Annotated in this window: 15 protein-coding genes; 7 read left to right on the forward strand and 8 right to left on the reverse strand. The window is 63.0% G+C overall.

Annotation, left to right across the window (positions count from 1 at the left end; genetic code table 11):
* Positions 1 to 76: 76 nt before the first annotated feature.
* The 7 genes from soeC to BDD21_RS01265 all read right to left on the reverse strand — a co-directional run bounded on the left by soeC (position 77) and on the right by BDD21_RS01265 (position 10,371).
* On the reverse strand, positions 77 to 1,054 hold the full coding sequence (soeC, locus tag BDD21_RS01235; protein WP_120795596.1) for a sulfite dehydrogenase subunit SoeC: 978 nt from the start codon (positions 1,052 to 1,054) through the stop codon (positions 77 to 79).
* A gap of 141 nt (positions 1,055 to 1,195) precedes the next feature.
* Positions 1,196 to 1,918, reverse strand: a complete 723-nt coding sequence (gene soeB / locus BDD21_RS01240; protein WP_120795597.1) for a sulfite dehydrogenase subunit SoeB — start codon at positions 1,916 to 1,918, stop codon at positions 1,196 to 1,198.
* 107 nt (positions 1,919 to 2,025) lie between these two features.
* Positions 2,026 to 4,929, reverse strand: coding sequence for a sulfite dehydrogenase subunit SoeA (soeA, locus tag BDD21_RS01245; protein ID WP_120795598.1), 2,904 nt, complete (start codon positions 4,927 to 4,929; stop codon positions 2,026 to 2,028).
* A 417-nt stretch (positions 4,930 to 5,346) separates the two neighbouring features.
* Entirely contained in the window at positions 5,347 to 5,622 is a 276-nt protein-coding gene (locus tag BDD21_RS01250; protein ID WP_120795599.1) for a hypothetical protein, read from the reverse strand.
* Between the two features lie 492 nt (positions 5,623 to 6,114).
* A complete protein-coding gene (gene metA / locus BDD21_RS01255) occupies positions 6,115 to 7,200 on the reverse strand; it encodes a homoserine O-succinyltransferase MetA (RefSeq protein WP_120795600.1) in 1,086 nt (361 codons plus the stop codon).
* Positions 7,201 to 7,222: 22 nt separating this feature from the next.
* Complete coding sequence (locus BDD21_RS01260; protein WP_120795601.1) at positions 7,223 to 8,095, reverse strand: ATPase; 873 nt, start codon at positions 8,093 to 8,095, stop codon at positions 7,223 to 7,225.
* 359 nt (positions 8,096 to 8,454) lie between these two features.
* The gene (locus BDD21_RS01265) at positions 8,455 to 10,371 is read right to left on the reverse strand and encodes an ATP-binding cassette domain-containing protein (protein WP_120795602.1); all 1,917 of its coding nucleotides are present in this window, start codon (positions 10,369 to 10,371) and stop codon (positions 8,455 to 8,457) included.
* Positions 10,372 to 10,601: 230 nt separating this feature from the next.
* On the opposite strand from BDD21_RS01265, the gene BDD21_RS01270 reads away from it, so the two are divergent.
* From BDD21_RS01270 to cydX, 6 genes are all read left to right on the forward strand, one after another.
* On the forward strand, positions 10,602 to 11,312 hold the full coding sequence (locus BDD21_RS01270) for a Crp/Fnr family transcriptional regulator (RefSeq protein ID WP_120795603.1): 711 nt from the start codon (positions 10,602 to 10,604) through the stop codon (positions 11,310 to 11,312).
* Between the two features lie 292 nt (positions 11,313 to 11,604).
* A complete protein-coding gene (locus BDD21_RS01275; protein ID WP_120799675.1) occupies positions 11,605 to 12,012 on the forward strand; it encodes a DUF6858 family protein in 408 nt (135 codons plus the stop codon).
* Between the two features lie 51 nt (positions 12,013 to 12,063).
* Positions 12,064 to 12,492 carry a NifB/NifX family molybdenum-iron cluster-binding protein gene (locus BDD21_RS01280; RefSeq protein ID WP_120795604.1) on the forward strand — a complete coding sequence of 143 codons (429 nt, stop codon included), beginning with the start codon at positions 12,064 to 12,066 and terminating at the stop codon, positions 12,490 to 12,492.
* 249 nt (positions 12,493 to 12,741) lie between these two features.
* The gene (locus BDD21_RS01285; protein ID WP_120795605.1) at positions 12,742 to 14,361 is read left to right on the forward strand and encodes a cytochrome ubiquinol oxidase subunit I; all 1,620 of its coding nucleotides are present in this window, start codon (positions 12,742 to 12,744) and stop codon (positions 14,359 to 14,361) included.
* Between the two features lie 10 nt (positions 14,362 to 14,371).
* Positions 14,372 to 15,514, forward strand: coding sequence for a cytochrome d ubiquinol oxidase subunit II (cydB, locus tag BDD21_RS01290; protein ID WP_120795606.1), 1,143 nt, complete (start codon positions 14,372 to 14,374; stop codon positions 15,512 to 15,514).
* A 230-nt stretch (positions 15,515 to 15,744) separates the two neighbouring features.
* The gene (cydX, locus tag BDD21_RS01295; protein WP_007191219.1) at positions 15,745 to 15,867 is read left to right on the forward strand and encodes a cytochrome bd-I oxidase subunit CydX; all 123 of its coding nucleotides are present in this window, start codon (positions 15,745 to 15,747) and stop codon (positions 15,865 to 15,867) included.
* Positions 15,868 to 15,998: 131 nt separating this feature from the next.
* Here cydX and BDD21_RS01300 read toward each other — a convergent pair whose 3' ends face one another.
* Positions 15,999 to 16,523: a hypothetical protein gene (locus tag BDD21_RS01300; RefSeq protein WP_120795607.1), complete on the reverse strand. Its 525-nt coding sequence runs from the start codon at positions 16,521 to 16,523 to the stop codon at positions 15,999 to 16,001.
* Between the two features lie 283 nt (positions 16,524 to 16,806).
* Between BDD21_RS01300 and BDD21_RS01305 the strand changes: the two genes are divergently transcribed.
* A complete protein-coding gene (locus tag BDD21_RS01305; RefSeq protein WP_120795608.1) occupies positions 16,807 to 17,103 on the forward strand; it encodes a hypothetical protein in 297 nt (98 codons plus the stop codon).
* Positions 17,104 to 17,133: the final 30 nt, after the last annotated feature.

Here is a 17,133-nt window from a genome sequence, read left to right on the forward strand (position 1 = left end):
GTGGGAGCCGGCGCGGCCAAGCCATCCACCAAATTACGCATACCGCACCGAGCGCGGTTTAAGGCCATTTCCGGCGTCAGGAGATGCTCTGATAGTAGAGATTCTGCGGATGTTTAGCCTCGGCAAAGAAGTACCAGCGCTCGGCGATGAGCCCGATGTACTGGATCACGAAGGCGAGGACGGGGAGCGTCGTCGATTCGATCAGGTAGGCGCCGGAGATCAAGAGGATCGGAATCGGGAAGACCAGGACGAGGAAGCTGTTGCGCACGAGTCGAACAGTCTCGGGACTGCGTCCGTGGAAGAACTCGCGCGTGTTGAAGCTGCCGCCCATCGCACCTTGCGCCTTCTGGACGACGGCGGTGTGACGCACGCCGATGGCTGTCTGCACGGTACTCTTGTGCTTGAGCCGAGCGTTGCGCCTGAGATGGGCGCCGCGCGAGAGGAGTGACACCAGGGTCAGCACCACGGCCCAGGTGCCGAAGAAGGACACCAAAGGGTTACCGATGTAGGCCGAATAAGCGGCGGCCAGCATGAACCCGGAGGCCAATCCCAGGAGCGTGAAGTTGATGACGGTGAAGGTCGAGTGCCATTCCTCGAGGAATTTAACGCTCGCGTAGATCATGGCGGTCGAGACGAAGAGCGCGAAGGAGGCGATCGTCCCGAGCAGCCCCAGGATCAGGGTTGCATCCACGTTGAGCGCCTCGCCGATGCGGAACCAGGGCTGCGTCCAATGCATCAAGTGCGCCACGCTGTAGGCAAATACCAGCGCCATGAGGATCGGCAGGATGATGACCTCGCGCGACAACCAAGAGGTGCGCCACATGGCGGCGGAGCGCCAAGCCCGCTCGGGACGTCCGAGATGGAAGAAGGATGCACCGAGTCCGATCACGAGCAAGAGGAGCGCGACCAGGCTTCCGATCGCATAGAACTGGTCCTCCTGCGCCGGGAGGAACCGAGCGAGCGCATAGAGTTGGCCGGTAAACATGGCCAAAAACAGGCCCTGACCGGCGCCGAGCAGCGTGGTCAGAAAGATAACGGAGAATGCGGGGTGCATGGGTGGATGCCTTTGTCCTGTAACCAATGTCCTGTAACGAATGTCGCGTCGGCGAGTCGGATTCATCCGGATCGGCTCGCAGCGCGAAGACGGGTGTCGCTGTACTCGACCCGTCCTGCGCGCTCCGATCCGCGGGCATCCCTACCAGGCCACGTCGTCCAAGGTCTCCTCACCCGTGTAGGTGGTGAGATCCTCTTTGCGTAACGGGTTGTCGACACGCGTCAGCTCGTCCGGACTGATGTAAATCCGGTTCTTCTGGCGCGGCAGATAGTGATTGGCCGGCTTGGTGCCCCATTCGGGCATCAACTGATAGCCGCCGCGCTCGCGGATCGCCACCGAGACCTCCGAATCCGGGTCGTGGACGTCGCCGTAGAGCCGCGCACTGGTCGGGCAGGCGAGCACACAGGCCGGCTGACGGTCGCGATCGGACAGCGTGGCGTCGGTGATGCGGTCGATGCAGAGTGTGCACTTCTTCATCACCTTCTCTTGCTCGTCCAACTCACGCGCACCGTAGGGACAGGCCCAAGAGCAGTATTTGCAGCCGATGCACTTATCGTAATCGACCAGCACGATGCCGTTGTCGGCGCGCTTGTGCGAGGCGCCGGTCGGGCAGACCGGGACGCAAGGCGGCTCCTCGCAATGCAGACAGCTCTTCGGGAAATGGACCGTCTCGGTATTCGGGAAGACACCGACCTCGAAGGTCTGCACCCGATTGAAGAAGGTCCCCGTCGGACTGCCGTCATAGGGGTTCTGGTCCACCATCGGGCCTGCCCAGCCGGAGGTGTTCCACTCCTTGCAGGATGTCACGCAGGCATGGCAACCGACGCACACGTTCAGGTCGATGACCAGGGCGAGTTGAGTCATGTCTAAATCTCTTCGTTGTCGGCCATCAGCCGCGGGATCGGACGTCGGGTTGCGAGCCCGCGATGCCTCTCATCGCCGGACCCTGGACAAACCGCTGAGCGCCGAAGCTACTTCTTCCCGAACACGCCGGCCATGTAGGCCTGCCACTTGCCGCGCTGCTTCTCCTGTCCGGGCAGTCGCGGCATGGCGTCGAACTGGGGCGAGGACACACGCGGCTCGTCCGGACCGGCCTTATAGACCCGGACCCGAACATCGAACCACGCGGCCTGACCCGTGACCGGATCCGAGTTGGAGAGATGCTCGCCTGCCGGATTCGGCGGAAGCTCTTCCGAAATCAGGTGGTTCAACAGGAAGCCCTTGCGCGACTCATCCGCGTTGCTTCCCAGACCCCAGGCACCGTTGGCCTTGCCGATCGCGTTCCAGGTCCAGACCGTGCCGGGCTCGACCGCCTCGGAGAAGCGGCACATGCAGCGCACCTTGCTCAGCGTGGACTCCACCCAGATCCAGTCACCGTCGGCGAAGCCGTGCTTCTTGCCGACGAGCGGATTGACGAAGAGATAGTTGTGGCTGTGGATCTGACGCAGCCAGGCGTTTTGGCTGTCCCAACTGTGATACATGGCCATCGGACGCTGGGTCAGCGCGTTCAGCGGATAGCGCACCGTGTCGACCAGTTGGTCTTCCAAGGGCCGATGGAAGAAAGGCAAGGGGTCGAAATAGGTCTCGACGCGCTCGCGCAACCGATCCGGAGGCTGTCGTCCGGGCCACTTGCCCTGCGCCGCCAGGCGGAATTTCTGCAGGACCTCGGAGTAGAGATGGATGGTGATGGGCTCGGCATAACGGATCATGCCGTGCGCCCGCGCCCAGTGCAGATAGCCCTTGTTCCAGTTGCGCATGTACTGGTAGCTGGGCGGCAGCTCGTGATGGAAGACGCAGCCGTTCTTGGCGTACATCTCCCACTGCTTGGGGTTGGGCTCGCCTTTGAGGACCTGATCGCCGTTCTTGCCGCGCCAGCCGGCCAAAAAGCCGATACCCGAGCCGGGTGAGGTCTCGTAGTTGACGATGAAGTCGGGGTAGTCGCGGAACTTGCGCTCGCCCTCGGCGGTGACGAAAGCCGGCAGCTTCAGGCGCGATCCCAGCTCGATGAGCACATCCTGGAAGGGTCTGCACTCGCCTTTGGGCGGCAGCACCGGGATGCGCACCGCGTCGACCGGGCCGTCGAACTCCGAGATCGGGCGGTCAAGCATCGAGAGCGCATCGTGACGCTCCAGATAGCTGGTATCGGGCAGCACCAGATCGGCGAAGGCGACGGTCTCCGAGGAGAAGGTGTCGCAAACGACGATGAAGGGGATCTTGTATTTGCCCTCGACATCCTTGTCCACCAGCATCTTGCGCGTCTCGCTGGTGTTCATGGAAGAGTTCCACGCCATGTTGGCCATGAAGAGGAACAGGGTGTCGATCGGATAGGGGTCGCCGCGCCAGGCGTTGGTGATGACGTTGTGCATCAGGCCGTGCACCGAGAGCGGGTACTCCCAGGAGAAGGCCTTGTCGATGCGCACCGGCCCCCCGTCGGCGTCGACAAACAGATCCTCGGGCTTGGCGGGCCAACCGAGCGGCATGCCGTCGAGCGGCGTGTTCGGCTGGACGGCCTCGGGTCCATGCGGCGGCTTGGCGCAGGGCGGGATCGGGCGCGGGAAGGGCGCCTTGTGGCGGAAACCGCCGGGCCGGTCGATGGTGCCGAGCAGGGTCATGAGCACGCCGAGCGCGCGGATGGTCTGGAAGCCGTTGGAGTGGGCGGCCATCCCGCGCATGGCATGGAAGGCGACCGGGTTGCCGGTGACCGAGGGGTGCTCGACATCCCAGCAATCGGTCCAGGGGATCGGCAGCTCGATCTTCTGGTCGCGCGCGGTGACGCCCATTTCGTGGGCGAGACGCCGGATGGTGTCGGCCGGGATGCCGGTGATCTCGGCGGCCCACTCGGGTGTGCATGGCTCAAGCCGCTCCTTGAGGAGCTGAAACGCCGGTTTGACCGGGATCCCGTCGTCCATGTCGAGCTTGTAGCTGCCCATCAGACGCGGATCCGCCCCCGGGGTGTGGGTGCTGATGGGGCCGTCGATGTTGCGGTCCCACCAGAGCTTGTTCTCCGGATCGAAGCAGCCCTCCTCCACGTGCATCTCGGCGCGATAGAAGAGACCGTGATCGTCGCGCGCCGGATCGTCGATGACCAACTCCGCGGAATTGGTATAGCGCACCAGGAAGTCGCGATCGAACAGACCCTGCTTGAGGATCTCGTGGGAGATCGCCATCAGCAACGCTCCATCGGTGCCGGGCTTGATCGGCACCCACTCGTCGGCGATTGCCGAGTAGCCGGTGCGGATCGGGTTGACCGAGATGAAGCGGCCGCCGCGTCGTTTGAACTCGGAGATGGCGATCTTCAGCGGGTTGGAATGGTGATCCTCCGCGGTGCCGATCATCACGAAGAGCTTGGCGCGATCCAGATCCGGCCCGCCGAACTCCCAGAAGGAGCCGCCGATGGTGTAGATCATGCCCGCGGCCATGTTGACCGAGCAGAAGCCGCCGTGAGCGGCATAGTTCGGAGTGCCGAACTGTTTGGCGAAGAGACCCGTCAGGGCCTGCATCTGATCGCGGCCGGTGAAGAGGGCGAACTTCTTTGGATCCTCCGCCCGCAACCGCCCGAGGCGCTCCTCGAGCATGTCGAATGCCTCGTCCCAAGAGATCGTCTCGAACTCGGACGCGCCACGCTCGGCCCCCGCCTTGCGACGCAACGGCTTGGTGATGCGCCCCGGCGAGTACTGCTTCATGATCCCCGAACTGCCCTTTGCGCAGATCACCCCTTTATTTAAGGGGTGATTGGGATTCCCGTCGATATAGCGGACCTCGCCGTCGCGCATGTGAACCCGGATGCCGCAGCGGCATGCACACATGTAGCAGGTGGTTTCCTTGACCTCGACTCGCCCGACCGTGCTGTCGGAGTGAGCAATGGGATCCTGCATGTGAGCACCTTTATGCGAGGTAATAAGCCAGACGATTACCGCATTCTAATATTGCGGATGTCTATGTTTCAAACTTGATGGCGGCCCGGGAAATCGGTGACCACCAAAGATCGTTGTATGGGGCGCCTGTCGGCGCAGCATCGCGCAGAAACCGGGCCACGTCGCAAATCGGAGCGGTTGAAGACAAGCGGGGCGTCAGGCGGACAAGCTAGGGAGTCGGGTGGACAAGCGCAGCGCAGTCCACCCTACCGGGGGGCTCATGAAAAACGCTGTCGGCGGGAAACGGCGAGTGGCGAAAGACCCGCCTTGCTGCCGCGAATGAACTCCCGCATCTCCGGGATAGGCGCCCGAAGATGCGGGTCTTGACGCGTTCCGAGAGGGCCGAGCGCCGGAGCCCGACCCGAAGGGCGTCGCGGACTAGGCCGCTTCCGCCAGCGTCATCGGGAGCCACGAAGCCAGGCGCTCGCGCTCTTGGGTGATGTCGATCGCGAAGAAGTGGTTCAGCACCTCCAGCGCCTCGTCGAGGTCTTCGCATGGCCACTCGTTGGTGATACTGCGGAAGGTCCAGTCCTCGACGTGAAAGCAGCAGTGCCCGCCCTTGGCCGCACCCTCGGCGTCGTAACGCAGCTTGAACCCGGTGTAAGTACTGGGATCCCATTTGTAGCGGATCGTGTTTTCGGTTTGCTCGAACATGGTTTTCTCAGTGGAATCTGTTGCTTGGACGCCGATAATCCCGCCCGGGAGAGTCGGTTGAGCTGCCCGCTCGGCAACGAAAGGAAACATGCCGACAACAAGCTGTTTCCTTTTCGTCACACACTGCATCTCATGCGTCAAGTTTAGTATCAAAACGCAACAAACGACAACCAGGCAAACGCTTTTTTTCGCTAAATCGATCACGGGAAGCGAAAAAAACATCGAGTCGATCAGCGGTACTTTGCAGGACAGAGAGACGCATCTGTTGTCGAGATGCAACGCGGAGGCGGCTTCGACCACTTTTCCTGGTTGCGGATCTACTTGCGGTGTAGGGGCGAATTCATTCGCCCCTACACCGCGTCTCGCCGGAGTCGAGGACATCTCCGAAGCCAAACGCAACGTGAAAACGACGCATGTCGCTCTGGACGCGGTTTAGAGTCCCGACAGGTCTTCCGGGCATGCGCAGTCGGGATGACGATTCCCGGAAATCACCTAACCGCGCGGTCGGCGCCAACTCAGCGCAAGCGGATCGTCGGGGTCTACATGCGACATGAAGGGAAGCCTGCGGTCGTTGTGGGTGACCTGATAGATGAGCCCCATCCAGTTGCCTAGGACGCCTTCGCCGCTGTCGTGCCAGGTGTTGTCGAGCCTGTCGACGATATGCTGCTCGGGGAAGGCCGGCAGATCGCGTCCCTGATCGAGTGCATCGAGGATCCGCTCGCGGTGCTCGTCCAAGATGGCGCGTGACTGGACGCCGAAATAGTTCTCGGGGACCGGCGGGTATTGGTCGCGCTCTCCGGCAGCGAAACGGTTGACCTCGCGCTTGTACTCCTTGAGCAGCGAGATGATGTCGTACTCGGGGTGGCCCTGGAAGAACACCTGCCGGAAGCCGTCCGGGCTGACCGCGAGATGCACCCCCGCCTCCTCGCTCTCGGCGAGGATGTGCAGACCTGCCGCCTCGAATTGGTCGCGACCGATCTCGTTGAAACGCGAATGCGGCACGTCGAAAAGCGTATTGACGCTGCCCACCAAGGGATGGCTGCGGTCGATGACGCGATGCACATAGACCCCCCAGCGCTTCTCGCCCAGCGGACGGCGCCGCTGACCATAGCGAAACTGCAACACCGCATGGGTCGCCAGACAGGAGCAGAGGGTCGAGCTGACGTTGTGATAGGCCCAGTCCACCACCTCGATCAGCGGCTCCCAGAAGGTCTGGCCGGCAAGGTCCGGACCCATGACATTGGCCCCGGTGATCACCAAGGCATCCAGCCCCTCCGCGCGGATCTTCTCGAACGGCTCGTAGAAGCGCTCGACATACTCGCGGGTGATGGGGCCGCGCTCGAGCGCGTCGAGCGTGAAGGGGTGGACATAGAACTGCGCGATCTGGTTGCTCTGACCGATCAGCCGGAAGAACTGCCGCTCGGTCGCGGCAAGTGCGGCATCCGGCATCATGTTCAGCAGGCCGATGTGCAGCTCTCGGATGTCCTGCTGAAGCGCGTGATCGGGCTCGAGGATCTTGTGACCCTCCTCGCGCAGACGCTCGAACGTAGGCAGCTCATTGTGGGCGACGATCGGCATGGGGTCGGTCCTGTCGTTCGGGTTACTGCATCTCGGGATCGAAGACCGGCGTCTCGGCCTGTCCGATCGCCGATTCGATCAACTGCAGGAAATCCTGCTCGTCGCGCACCTGCGCGACGTCCTCGGACGAGACCGTGTAGCCGTAAGGCCGCGCGATCGCCTCGTAGCGCGGCACCCGCGAATGGAACAGACGCGGGAAGACCCAGCGGGTGAAGTCGTCCGGGTCCACTTGCGCGACATAGTCCAGACCATGCACCGACAAATAGTCCTTCAGCGCGGCACGCAGAAAGTCGGGGCGATAGTAGAGCGGCTTGGGATCGGCCTGTGCGCGTTGGATGAGCTTGATCTCGTCCGCCTCCGGCACCCGGATGTAGAGGATCAGGCTGTGCTTGGCGAGCAGGTCGATCACCCGCGGCTCGTCGAGCTCGCAGAGGCTCCCTCCGACGTCGTTGATCAGATGCGGATAGCTGTAGATCTCCCGGGCCTTTCGCACGAAATCGGGCACGTCCATCATGGCCGCGATCTCGGCCTCGCGATACAGGGCCTGGCGACGGCTGAACTCGCCGAGCGGCAGCCCCCCGCGCTCGGGGTTCCCGAGCTTCCCGACGAAGCTCAGCACCGGCCCCAGATCCTTGATCTTGATGTTGTTGTGGATGGCGACCCAATCGTGGCGCAGAAGATCGCGCAGGAAGGGATCGCGCATCGCATGCGCCTTGATCAGGTCGAGGATGTGCTCGTTGAGATAACGGGTCCCGATCCGGTAGTCGCCGGAGTAGTGAAACCAGTCGTTACGACGCAGCATTTCCGAAAGATAGGTCTTGCCGACCCCCGACATCCCAAGCAGCGTGATGCACTTGTGCTTCCAGCTTCGGAATTCATCGACCTTGAACTTCATGGATTGAACCGCGTCCTGAGTGATAACCGATGTTTGGCGGGAAACGGCCGCGCGAGCACTTGGAGAGCCCCGTGCCTGACGCGGTTCAAATTGTTTAGCATTTCAAGCGTTGAACAGCGCATTGCGCGATGATGGCGGATGCGTGCGAGGCCGGACCGACTGCGAAATACCCGTCTGATGCGGAACGCGCGATCAAGCACACCCGGGACGAACGGTGATGTTAGTTCAGGACGCGGACGGCGACAAACGCGCCGTTCAGGGTTCAGGGTTCAGGGTTCAGGGTTGGTCGAGCCGAGCGGGACCGAGACAACATCCGGCGGTCGTCCCGGCTGCGTGCGTCGGGCCTCGCTCCCGCCCGATCAGCGCCGCGCCTCGAGCGCCTCCCAGCGCGCATAGACGGTCTCGAGCTCGGACTCCAGCGCCTCCAGACGCCCCTTCACCGCAGCCACCTCCTCCGGGGCGGCTTGATAGAAGGCCGGATCGGCCAGGCGTGCGTGCAGCTCGGCTTGCTCGGTTTCCAGCGTCTCGATGCGCGCCGGCAGCTCGGCAAGCTCGCGCGTCTCTTTGAAGCTCAGCTTCTCGCCCTTGGACGCGGCCTTGGGTTGAGTCGACCCGCCCGCGGGGGCCGACGCCGGTGTCGCGGAGTCCGCCGGCTTCGTCTTGAACTCGCCCGAGCGCCGCGGATCGCGTTGCCGCACCCAGTCCTCGTAACCGCCGACATACTCGCGGACCCGTCCTTCGCCCTCGAAGACCAGGGTGCTGGTGGCGACATTGTCGAGCAGTGCCCGGTCGTGAGAGACCAGCAAGAGGGTGCCCTTGAACTCGACCAGCAGGTCTTCGAGCAGTTCCAGGGTCTCGGTATCCAGGTCGTTGGTCGGCTCGTCGAGCACCAGCAGATTGGCGGGGCGGGTGAAAAGTTTGGCGAGCAGCAGGCGATTGCGCTCCCCTCCCGAGAGCGCCTTGACCGGCTGGCGCGCGCGCTCCGGGGTAAAGAGAAAGTCCTTCAGATAGGACAGGACGTGCCGACTCTGGCCATCGACCTCGATCTTGTCGCTGCCGCCCGCGACATTGTCCTGGACGCTCTTGTCGAGGTCCAATTGGGCACGCAGTTGATCGAAATAGGCCACCTGCAGGTTGGTCCCGCGTCGGATCTCGCCGACCTGCGGCTCCAAGCCACCGAGCAGCAACTTCAGAAGCGTACTCTTGCCGGCACCGTTCGGGCCGATGATGCCGATCTTATCGCCGCGCAGGATCAGGGTACTGAAGTCGCGGATCACCGGGGCATCGCCCCAGGCGAAGCTGATCTCCTCGGCCTCGACCACCAGCTTGCCGGAGCGATCCGCCTCGCTCAGACGCAGACGCGCCGTGCCCTGCAGCTCGCGCCGCTCGAGCCGTTCGCGGCGCATGGATTCGAGCGCGCGCACGCGGCCTTCGTTGCGGGTACGTCGCGCCTTGATGCCTTGCCGGATCCAGACCTCTTCCTCGGCGAGCTTGCGGTCGAAGTGCGCTGCGGCCTGGGCCTCGGCATGCAGACGCTCCTCGCGGCGGCGCAGATAGTTGGCGTAGTCGCCGGGCCAATCCGTGATCCGCCCGCGATCGAGCTCCAGGATCCGGGTCGCGACCCGTTGCAGGAAGCGTCGATCGTGGGTGACGAAGAGCAAGGAGCCCGGAAAGTCGATCAAGAAGTCTTCGAGCCAATCGATCGCATCGATGTCCAGATGGTTGGTCGGCTCGTCGAGCAGCAGCAGATCCGGCTCGGTCACCAAGGCACGGGCAAGCAGCACGCGACGTTGCAGACCGCCCGAGAGCGCCCCGAAGCGGGCCTCGGCGTCGAGCCCGAGGCGCGAAATGACGCGCTCGGTGCGCTGCTCGATCGCCCAGCCGCCGCCGTCCTCCAATTGCTGCTGAACCCGTGCCAGACGGGTCAGGTCCTCCTCGCTCGGGTCGCTCCCCAAGCCGTGTGAGAGCTTGAAGTAATCGCTCAGAAGCACCCCGAGATCGCCCAAGCCGGCCGAGACAACCTCGAAAACACTCCCCTCTTCCCCGCGCGGGATCTCCTGCGTCAGGCGCGCGACCTTCAACCCCGTAGCCGCGCGGATCTGACCGGAGTCGGCCTGGATCTCCCCGTCGATGATCCGCAGCAAGGTCGATTTGCCGGCGCCGTTGCGGCCGATCAAACAGATCCGCTCCCCTCGCTCGATGCTGAAGGAGACGTCCTCCAAGAGCGGCGGCAGGCCATAGGAGAGGGCGACGGAGTCGAGGCTGAGCAAGGTCATCGGGATACCTGGTCGAAGGGAACGTGTAAGTGACGGCGCGCGGCGGACGGGCGAGCAACGATGGCTCACCTTGGTGGCTCACCTTGGTGGCTCAAGTTGGTGGCTCACGTTAGAGAGGGCGACGACGATGCGCAACCCCGCGCGTGCGAAATGATCTCGTCGGTTCGATGGGCTACACTGGGGCATCAGGTGCTTTAGGCGCCCCGAACGACGAGATTCAGACGAGCCAAATGGTCAAAAGTGTCACGCTGCGGGAAGCCTGGTCCGGTGAGGCCGACTGCCTCAACTGCTCGCTTCGCACCTCGGTCCTCTTCGCGGGATTGGCCGAATCGGATTTCGAGCAGATCCACGACCCGATCGACCAGTACACCTTAAAACCCGGCACCAGCCTCTACCATACGGGCGACGCTGCCGAGCACATGTTCACCGTACGCACCGGTGTCCTGAAATTGGTGCAGTATCTCCCGGACGGGAGTCAGCGGATCGTGCGGATCGCGCGCACCACCGATGTCCTGGGCCTGGAGGCGATGCTCGAAGGCGGCACCTACCAACACGATGCCATCGCCCTTCAGCCAACCGAGGTCTGCCGCTTCCCCGCCCGATTGGTCCGCGACCTGGGCAGCAACAACCCGGAGTTGCATCGCGAGCTGATCTCGCGCTGGCAACGCGCCTTGAACGAGGCCGACGCCTGGCTGACCGAGCTTTCCACCGGTTCCGCCCGGCAGCGCATCGCCCGGCTCTTGTTGCGCCTGGTCCGCGATCGCGAGAGCAGTGCGTGCCAATTGTTCAGCCGCGAAGACATGGGCGCCATGCTCGGCATCACCACCGAGACCGCCAGCCGCACCATCGCCGAATTCAAACGCCAGAGCCTTCTGGTCGAGACCAGCCCCAACCGCTTTCTGCTCGACATCCCCAACCTCAAGCGCATCGCGGAGGGTTGAAACGCGTCCGGTGCGATATGCCGTGTTCTCGGCGAGGCTCGACATCGCGCGTACCCGAAAGCGCCGTGGAGACGCGTTTCAAGAAGCTGTTTGATTTTACTATCCTGAACCGCGTCCCTGCAGACACATCGGGTGTACTCCATCGCCTTCATCTACAACCCAGGTCGGCACGGAGCGAAGACGCGGTTCAGCCGAGTTGACCGATTTCAATGCCCCGAGCACCCCTCACCCCCAATGATGGCGCATTCCGCGGTGAAACACCGCCGCTTGACCGAGGCCGGGAGTGCAGATCATGAAACAGACCGTGCTGCAGGAGACCTTTCCGGTCTACGTGCTGGAGATCGACCGCGAGGAGACCCCGCTCGACTCGGTCGATGCCGTCTGCGGTTATTTCAGGGCCTGCATCGAGGCACATCCGTCGGCCGTCTTCATCGCCGAATTCGATCACCTCCGACACACCCGATCCCTGCCGGACGGACGGATCGGCGAAGGCATCCGCGCCGCAAGGAACCTGGTCTTCTGTTTCGGCATCACCCTGCCGAACCCGCAGTCACTCGCGATGCGTCCCCGATCGATCGGTATCGCCGAGACCGACGACGGCTTCGTCATCACCTTCATTGAATCACCGATGCCGGTGGCGAACGCGGCGATGGAGGACTGGGCGATGCGCCTGCCTCAATCAGAGGCGGCTCCGGCCTGAGTCCTGCGGAAAGACACCCGACTGAAACACACCTTACGAGATCCGAAATCCATGACCAATCGAAGCGTCTTCGCCGTTTTGAACACGGGGAAATCCATGCGTATCGCCGTGACCAGCCAGAACTTTCGAACCATCACCGGACACGCCGGCAAGAGCCGTCGCTTCATCGTCTACGAGGCGGACGCCAACGGCAATCCGACCGAGGTCGATCGACTCGATCTGCCGATGGAGTTGTCCCTGCATGAGTATCACGGGGAAGATCACCCGCTGTTCGAGCTCAAGCTGAACGGGATCGTGACGCAGGGCGCCGGGAATGGGTTTCTCCAACGGATGGCCCGCCACGGAATCCAGGTCTACACCACCAGCGCAACGGACCCGCTGCAGGCCGTGTCGGCCATCCTCTCCGGACAACCGCTGCCCGCGGCGGCTCCGCACACCCATGACCATGGGGCCGGTCACGGCGCACACCATCACGATTGACGCTGTCCGCAACCCCTTATTCGCCTCGACAAGGTCGGCGTCGGCTCCTCCCCCGGCACACAATCGGCCCTGCCGAAAGCAGCTTGCGATTCATCATTTCCGATATCGCCCGACCGGCCTAGCCTAAGTGCTTCCGACCGGCGGGCCAGCCTGATCCGGACCGTCGGCGATCTCCCGGATCGCCGACACACTGCCCGGCACCCGACGGCCCTCCTTGCGTTCCTGATCTCCGACCTCGGGAATATCGCCATGCTTGACAGCACCATGATCGAGCTTTCGCGGTGGCAGTTCGCCATGACCGCGATGTACCACTTCCTGTTCGTACCTCTCACACTCGGCCTCGCCTGGATCCTGGTGATCATGGAGAGCGTCTATGTCATGACCGGACGCGAGATCTACCGGGACATGACCAAGTTCTGGGGCAAGCTCTTCGGCATCAACTTCGCGTTGGGCGTCACCACCGGGCTGACCATGGAGTTCCAGTTCGGGACCAACTGGGCCTATTACAGCCATTATGTCGGTGACGTCTTCGGCGCGCCGCTCGCCATCGAGGGTCTGATGGCCTTCTTCCTGGAATCGACCTTCATCGGTCTGTTCTTTCTGGGCTGGGAGCGACTCTCCAAACGCCAGCATCTGACCGTCACCTTCCTGATGGCGCTGGCGTCCAACCTCTCGGCGCTCTGGATCCTGGTCGCCAACGGCTGGATGCAGAACCCGGTGGGTGCCGAGTTCAGCTACGAGACCATGCGCATGGAGATGACCAACTTCATGGACGTCGTGCTCAACCCGGTGGCGCAGGTCAAGTTCGTGCACACAGTGGCCGCCGGCTATGTGACCGCGTCCATGTTCGTGCTCGGCATCAGCTCCTGGTACATGCTCAAAGGGCGGGATCTGGCGTTCGCCAAACGCTCCTTCTCGGTCGCGATCGGCTTCGGTTTGGCCGGGATCCTCTCGGTCATCCTGCTCGGCGACGAGTCCGGCTACGAGGTCGGCGACGTGCAGAAGGTAAAGCTCGCGGCGATCGAGGCCGAGTGGCATTCCGAGCCCGCGCCGGCCGGCTTTACGATCATCGGCTTCCCGAGCAACGAGGACGAGGAGACGCACGGCGCGATCAAGATCCCCTGGCTCCTGGGGTTGATCGCGACGCGATCGCTCGACACCGAGGTGAAGGGACTCAAGGATCTGATGCGTGATCACGAGATCCGCATCCGCAGCGGCATGATCGCCTACGACTATCTGCAGCGCCTGCGCGGGGATCAAGACACGCCGGAGAACCGCGCGGTCTTCGAGGACCACAAGGACGATCTCGGCTACGGGCTCCTGCTCAAGCGCTATATCGACGACCCGAGCCAAGCGAGCGAGGAGCAGATCCGCATGGCGGTCAAGGATTCGATCCCCGAGGTCGCACCGCTCTTCTGGAGCTTCCGGGTGATGGTCGCGGCCGGGTTCTGGATGCTGGCCCTGATGATCTTGGGGTTCTACTTCAACGCCAAACGCGTCATCCAAGAGAAACGCTGGCTGTTGCGGCTCTTCCTTTGGAGCATTCCGGTGCCCTGGATCGCGGCGGAGACGGGCTGGTTCGTCGCCGAGTTCGGCCGTCAGCCTTGGGCGATCGGCGAGGTCCTGCCGACCAGTATTGCGGCCTCGAGCCTGGCGGCAAGCGACCTCATCATCAGCCTCTCGGCCTTTATCCTCTTCTACACGGTGCTCTTGATCATCGAGATGTATCTGATGTTCAAGTTCGGGCGACAGGGTCCCAGCTCGCTGCACACGGGCCGCTATCACCACGAGACCGCGGCCACGACGTCGCATCCGCCCACCGCAGGCGGCCCGGCACCCGTGCTCGCGCCGCATAAACGGCAAGACTAGGGGAGCGATCATGATCATCGACTACGAAGTCCTGAAGTTCATCTGGTGGGTGCTGGTCGGCGTGCTCTTGATCGGCTTCGCCGTGACCGACGGCATGGACATGGGCGTCGGCGCACTCCTGCCTTTCCTGGGCAAGACCGACGAGGAGCGGCGCGTCATCATCAACACCATCGGCCCGCACTGGGACGGCAACCAGGTCTGGCTGATCACGGCCGGCGGCGCCATCTTCGCCGCTTGGCCGCTGGTGTATGCGACCGCCTTTTCGGGGTTCTACTTTGCGATGCTGCTCGCGCTCTTCGCGCTCTTCTTCCGGCCGGTCGGTTTCGACTACCGCAGCAAGATCGCGGATCCGCGCTGGCGCAGCGCCTGGGATTGGGGGCTCTTCATCGGCGGGGTGATCCCGGCATTAGTCTTCGGGGTCGCCTTCGGCAATCTGCTGCTCGGCGTGCCCTTTCATCTCGACGATATGCTGAGATCCTTCTATACGGGCAGCTTCTTTGGCCTTTTCCATCCGTTTGCGCTCTTGGCGGGCATCCTGAGTGTGACCATGCTGACGATGCACGGCGCCGTCTGGCTCCAGATCCGGGCGGCCGAGCCTATCGCGTCGCGCGCCAAGGCAGCGGCTCGGATCTTCGCACTCATCAGCATGGCCGTGTTCGCGCTCGCCGGGGTCTGGCTGATCATCGGTGTCGACGGCTTCAAGGTGGTCTCCATGCCCGCGCTCGATGCGACGCCCAACCCGCTCACCAAGGAGGTCGTTGCGGACTCCTGGGCCTGGTTGGCCAACTACGGCGCCCATCCGTGGACGTTGCTCTTCCCCGTGCTCGGCTTCGCGGGCCTCTGGGCGACGATGAAGCTCGCCGCCGCCAATCGTCCGGGCTGGGGTCTGGTGACCGGCAGTCTGGCGATCACCGGCATCATCGTGACCGCCGGGGTGAGCCTCTTCCCCTTCATCCTGCCCTCGCGCACGGATCCCAACAGCAGCCTGATCGTTTGGGACGCGGTCTCCAGCCATCTGACCCTGACGGTGATGTTCTGGGCGGCGGTGATCTTCATCCCGCTGATCCTGGCCTACACCACCTGGACCTATACCAAGATGTGGCGGCGTGTGACGGTGGAGGAGATCCGGGAGCAGGAGCATTTGGCGTACTAAACCGCGTCCAGAGCGACTAGCGCCGTTTTCATTGTGCGTTTGGCTGCGCAGATATCCTTGATCCCAGTGAGACGCGGTTTAGAATTTAGGATTTGTAACCGCACCGGGTCCGATAAATTGAGCATACCGCGCCGGGCGCGGTTCAAGGGGTTTATCGAGAAACGTCGGGGTCCGGGGGTCGCTGGGTGCAACCCCGGACCATGAGCATCGATCACCGAGAGGAGAATCCCATGTGGTATTTCGCTTGGATCCTCGGCGTGCTGCTGGCACTCGCCTTCGGCATCATCAACGTCATGTGGTACGAATCCGAGGAGTGTTTCAGACACACCGGGGACGCACGACCGGACAATTAAACTGGGTCCAGCGCGAGATGCTCACTTTCGAGTGAACTCGACGTGCGGTGCATCCACGGACCTTAGCGGGGACGCGGTTTAAATTTTATAATTTTTAGCTTCTTGCCCGTGACATGAACGAGGCCCGTGCCTCATCGGGCGTTGGAGCCGCGGCCGAGCCGACCCGGCGAGGTTTGACTGCGGCGCGCCCGGTCTATCTGCATCTGCAGGCGCTGGCTCTGTTGTTGCGCCTCCAACTCCATCAATTGCCCCTGCAACCGCGCCTGACCGGCCCGACCGTCCGGCACCGCACCCGCCCCGGTACGGGGCACCAGCCGATCCTGCCGACGTGCCGAGTCGATGGCGCGATTCTGCTGCTGAAGAAGCTCGCGGTAACGGATCGCCTCGGTCCACTCGCGCGACTGCTGCCGTGCCGCCTCGGGTGGCGACAGCGGGCCGGCCTGCTGTCTCGCCGCACGTTGATCCTGCTGCAACCTCAACCATCCGGCCGCGGCCCGCTGGGATTGAATCCCCTGCGCGCGCATCGCGTCCGTCTCGGCAGCGACCGGCATGGCCCCCCAGAGTGTTGCGATGACGACAAAGAAACAGGCCGTTTGTCGCGAATATCGCACCGCATCGGTGCGGAAGGGGCCGTCACGCGTCTGAAACCTGTGCATCGCTAGGCTCTCATCATCGGCTTGACCGACTCGCGCCTTCGTAACTCCTTGTTTTGAAGATCACGAGACTCGAAACCGAAAACTGGCATCCGATCTGCATAATAGCAATCAAGACGGACGCTCCCGTTACCCGGTTTCGTTCTCTGACCTCCTCAGTGGTGATTCGCCCCGCGTCAGCGGGGTTTTTTTTTGCCCGGATGAAAATTCACTTTCGGCTGCCATGTTGGTGTATTCGGGAGCGCGCAGGCGTTTCGCGCTCGCACGTTCAACAGCAGGAGCCGAAATGGAAAAGACCCACGCAATCGATACCGCGTTGCTGCAACGGCTCAGAAAACTGCTCGGCCATCGCTGCGAGCACGACGGGCAGGTCTGGCGCCTGATCGACATCCTCCCCGGCGAGGGACTCGCGGTGCTGGAATCGGATCTCGCCCGACCTCCGATCCAGATGGACCAATACGGTCGCGCCAGCCATCGCGCCAACGCGATCCTGCAGGTCCGAATCCTGGACCCGGTCGCGGGCGAACTCACGCGCGAGATGCAAGATCTCCTGGACTGCCTCCAATCGACGCTACGCGCCTGAGTCACGGCGACGAAGCCTGGTCGAGCCACA

The sequence above is a fragment of the Thiocapsa rosea genome (assembly GCF_003634315.1).
Taxonomy (GTDB): domain Bacteria; phylum Pseudomonadota; class Gammaproteobacteria; order Chromatiales; family Chromatiaceae; genus Thiocapsa; species Thiocapsa rosea.

Excerpts from the sequence above, each read along its gene's own strand:
- soeC (WP_120795596.1), bottom strand. The coding sequence starts at position 1,054 with ATGCACCCCGCATTCTCCGTTATCTTTCTGACCACGCTGCTCGGCGCC.
- soeB (WP_120795597.1), bottom strand. The coding sequence starts at position 1,918 with ATGACTCAACTCGCCCTGGTCATCGACCTGAACGTGTGCGTCGGTTGC.
- soeA (WP_120795598.1), bottom strand. The coding sequence starts at position 4,929 with ATGCAGGATCCCATTGCTCACTCCGACAGCACGGTCGGGCGAGTCGAG.
- BDD21_RS01250 (WP_120795599.1), bottom strand. The coding sequence starts at position 5,622 with ATGTTCGAGCAAACCGAAAACACGATCCGCTACAAATGGGATCCCAGT.
- metA (WP_120795600.1), bottom strand. The coding sequence starts at position 7,200 with ATGCCGATCGTCGCCCACAATGAGCTGCCTACGTTCGAGCGTCTGCGC.
- BDD21_RS01260 (WP_120795601.1), bottom strand. The coding sequence starts at position 8,095 with ATGAAGTTCAAGGTCGATGAATTCCGAAGCTGGAAGCACAAGTGCATC.
- BDD21_RS01265 (WP_120795602.1), bottom strand. The coding sequence starts at position 10,371 with ATGACCTTGCTCAGCCTCGACTCCGTCGCCCTCTCCTATGGCCTGCCG.
- BDD21_RS01270 (WP_120795603.1), top strand. The coding sequence starts at position 10,602 with ATGGTCAAAAGTGTCACGCTGCGGGAAGCCTGGTCCGGTGAGGCCGAC.
- BDD21_RS01275 (WP_120799675.1), top strand. The coding sequence starts at position 11,605 with ATGAAACAGACCGTGCTGCAGGAGACCTTTCCGGTCTACGTGCTGGAG.
- BDD21_RS01280 (WP_120795604.1), top strand. The coding sequence starts at position 12,064 with ATGACCAATCGAAGCGTCTTCGCCGTTTTGAACACGGGGAAATCCATG.
- BDD21_RS01285 (WP_120795605.1), top strand. The coding sequence starts at position 12,742 with ATGCTTGACAGCACCATGATCGAGCTTTCGCGGTGGCAGTTCGCCATG.
- cydB (WP_120795606.1), top strand. The coding sequence starts at position 14,372 with ATGATCATCGACTACGAAGTCCTGAAGTTCATCTGGTGGGTGCTGGTC.
- cydX (WP_007191219.1), top strand. The coding sequence starts at position 15,745 with ATGTGGTATTTCGCTTGGATCCTCGGCGTGCTGCTGGCACTCGCCTTC.
- BDD21_RS01300 (WP_120795607.1), bottom strand. The coding sequence starts at position 16,523 with ATGCACAGGTTTCAGACGCGTGACGGCCCCTTCCGCACCGATGCGGTG.
- BDD21_RS01305 (WP_120795608.1), top strand. The coding sequence starts at position 16,807 with ATGGAAAAGACCCACGCAATCGATACCGCGTTGCTGCAACGGCTCAGA.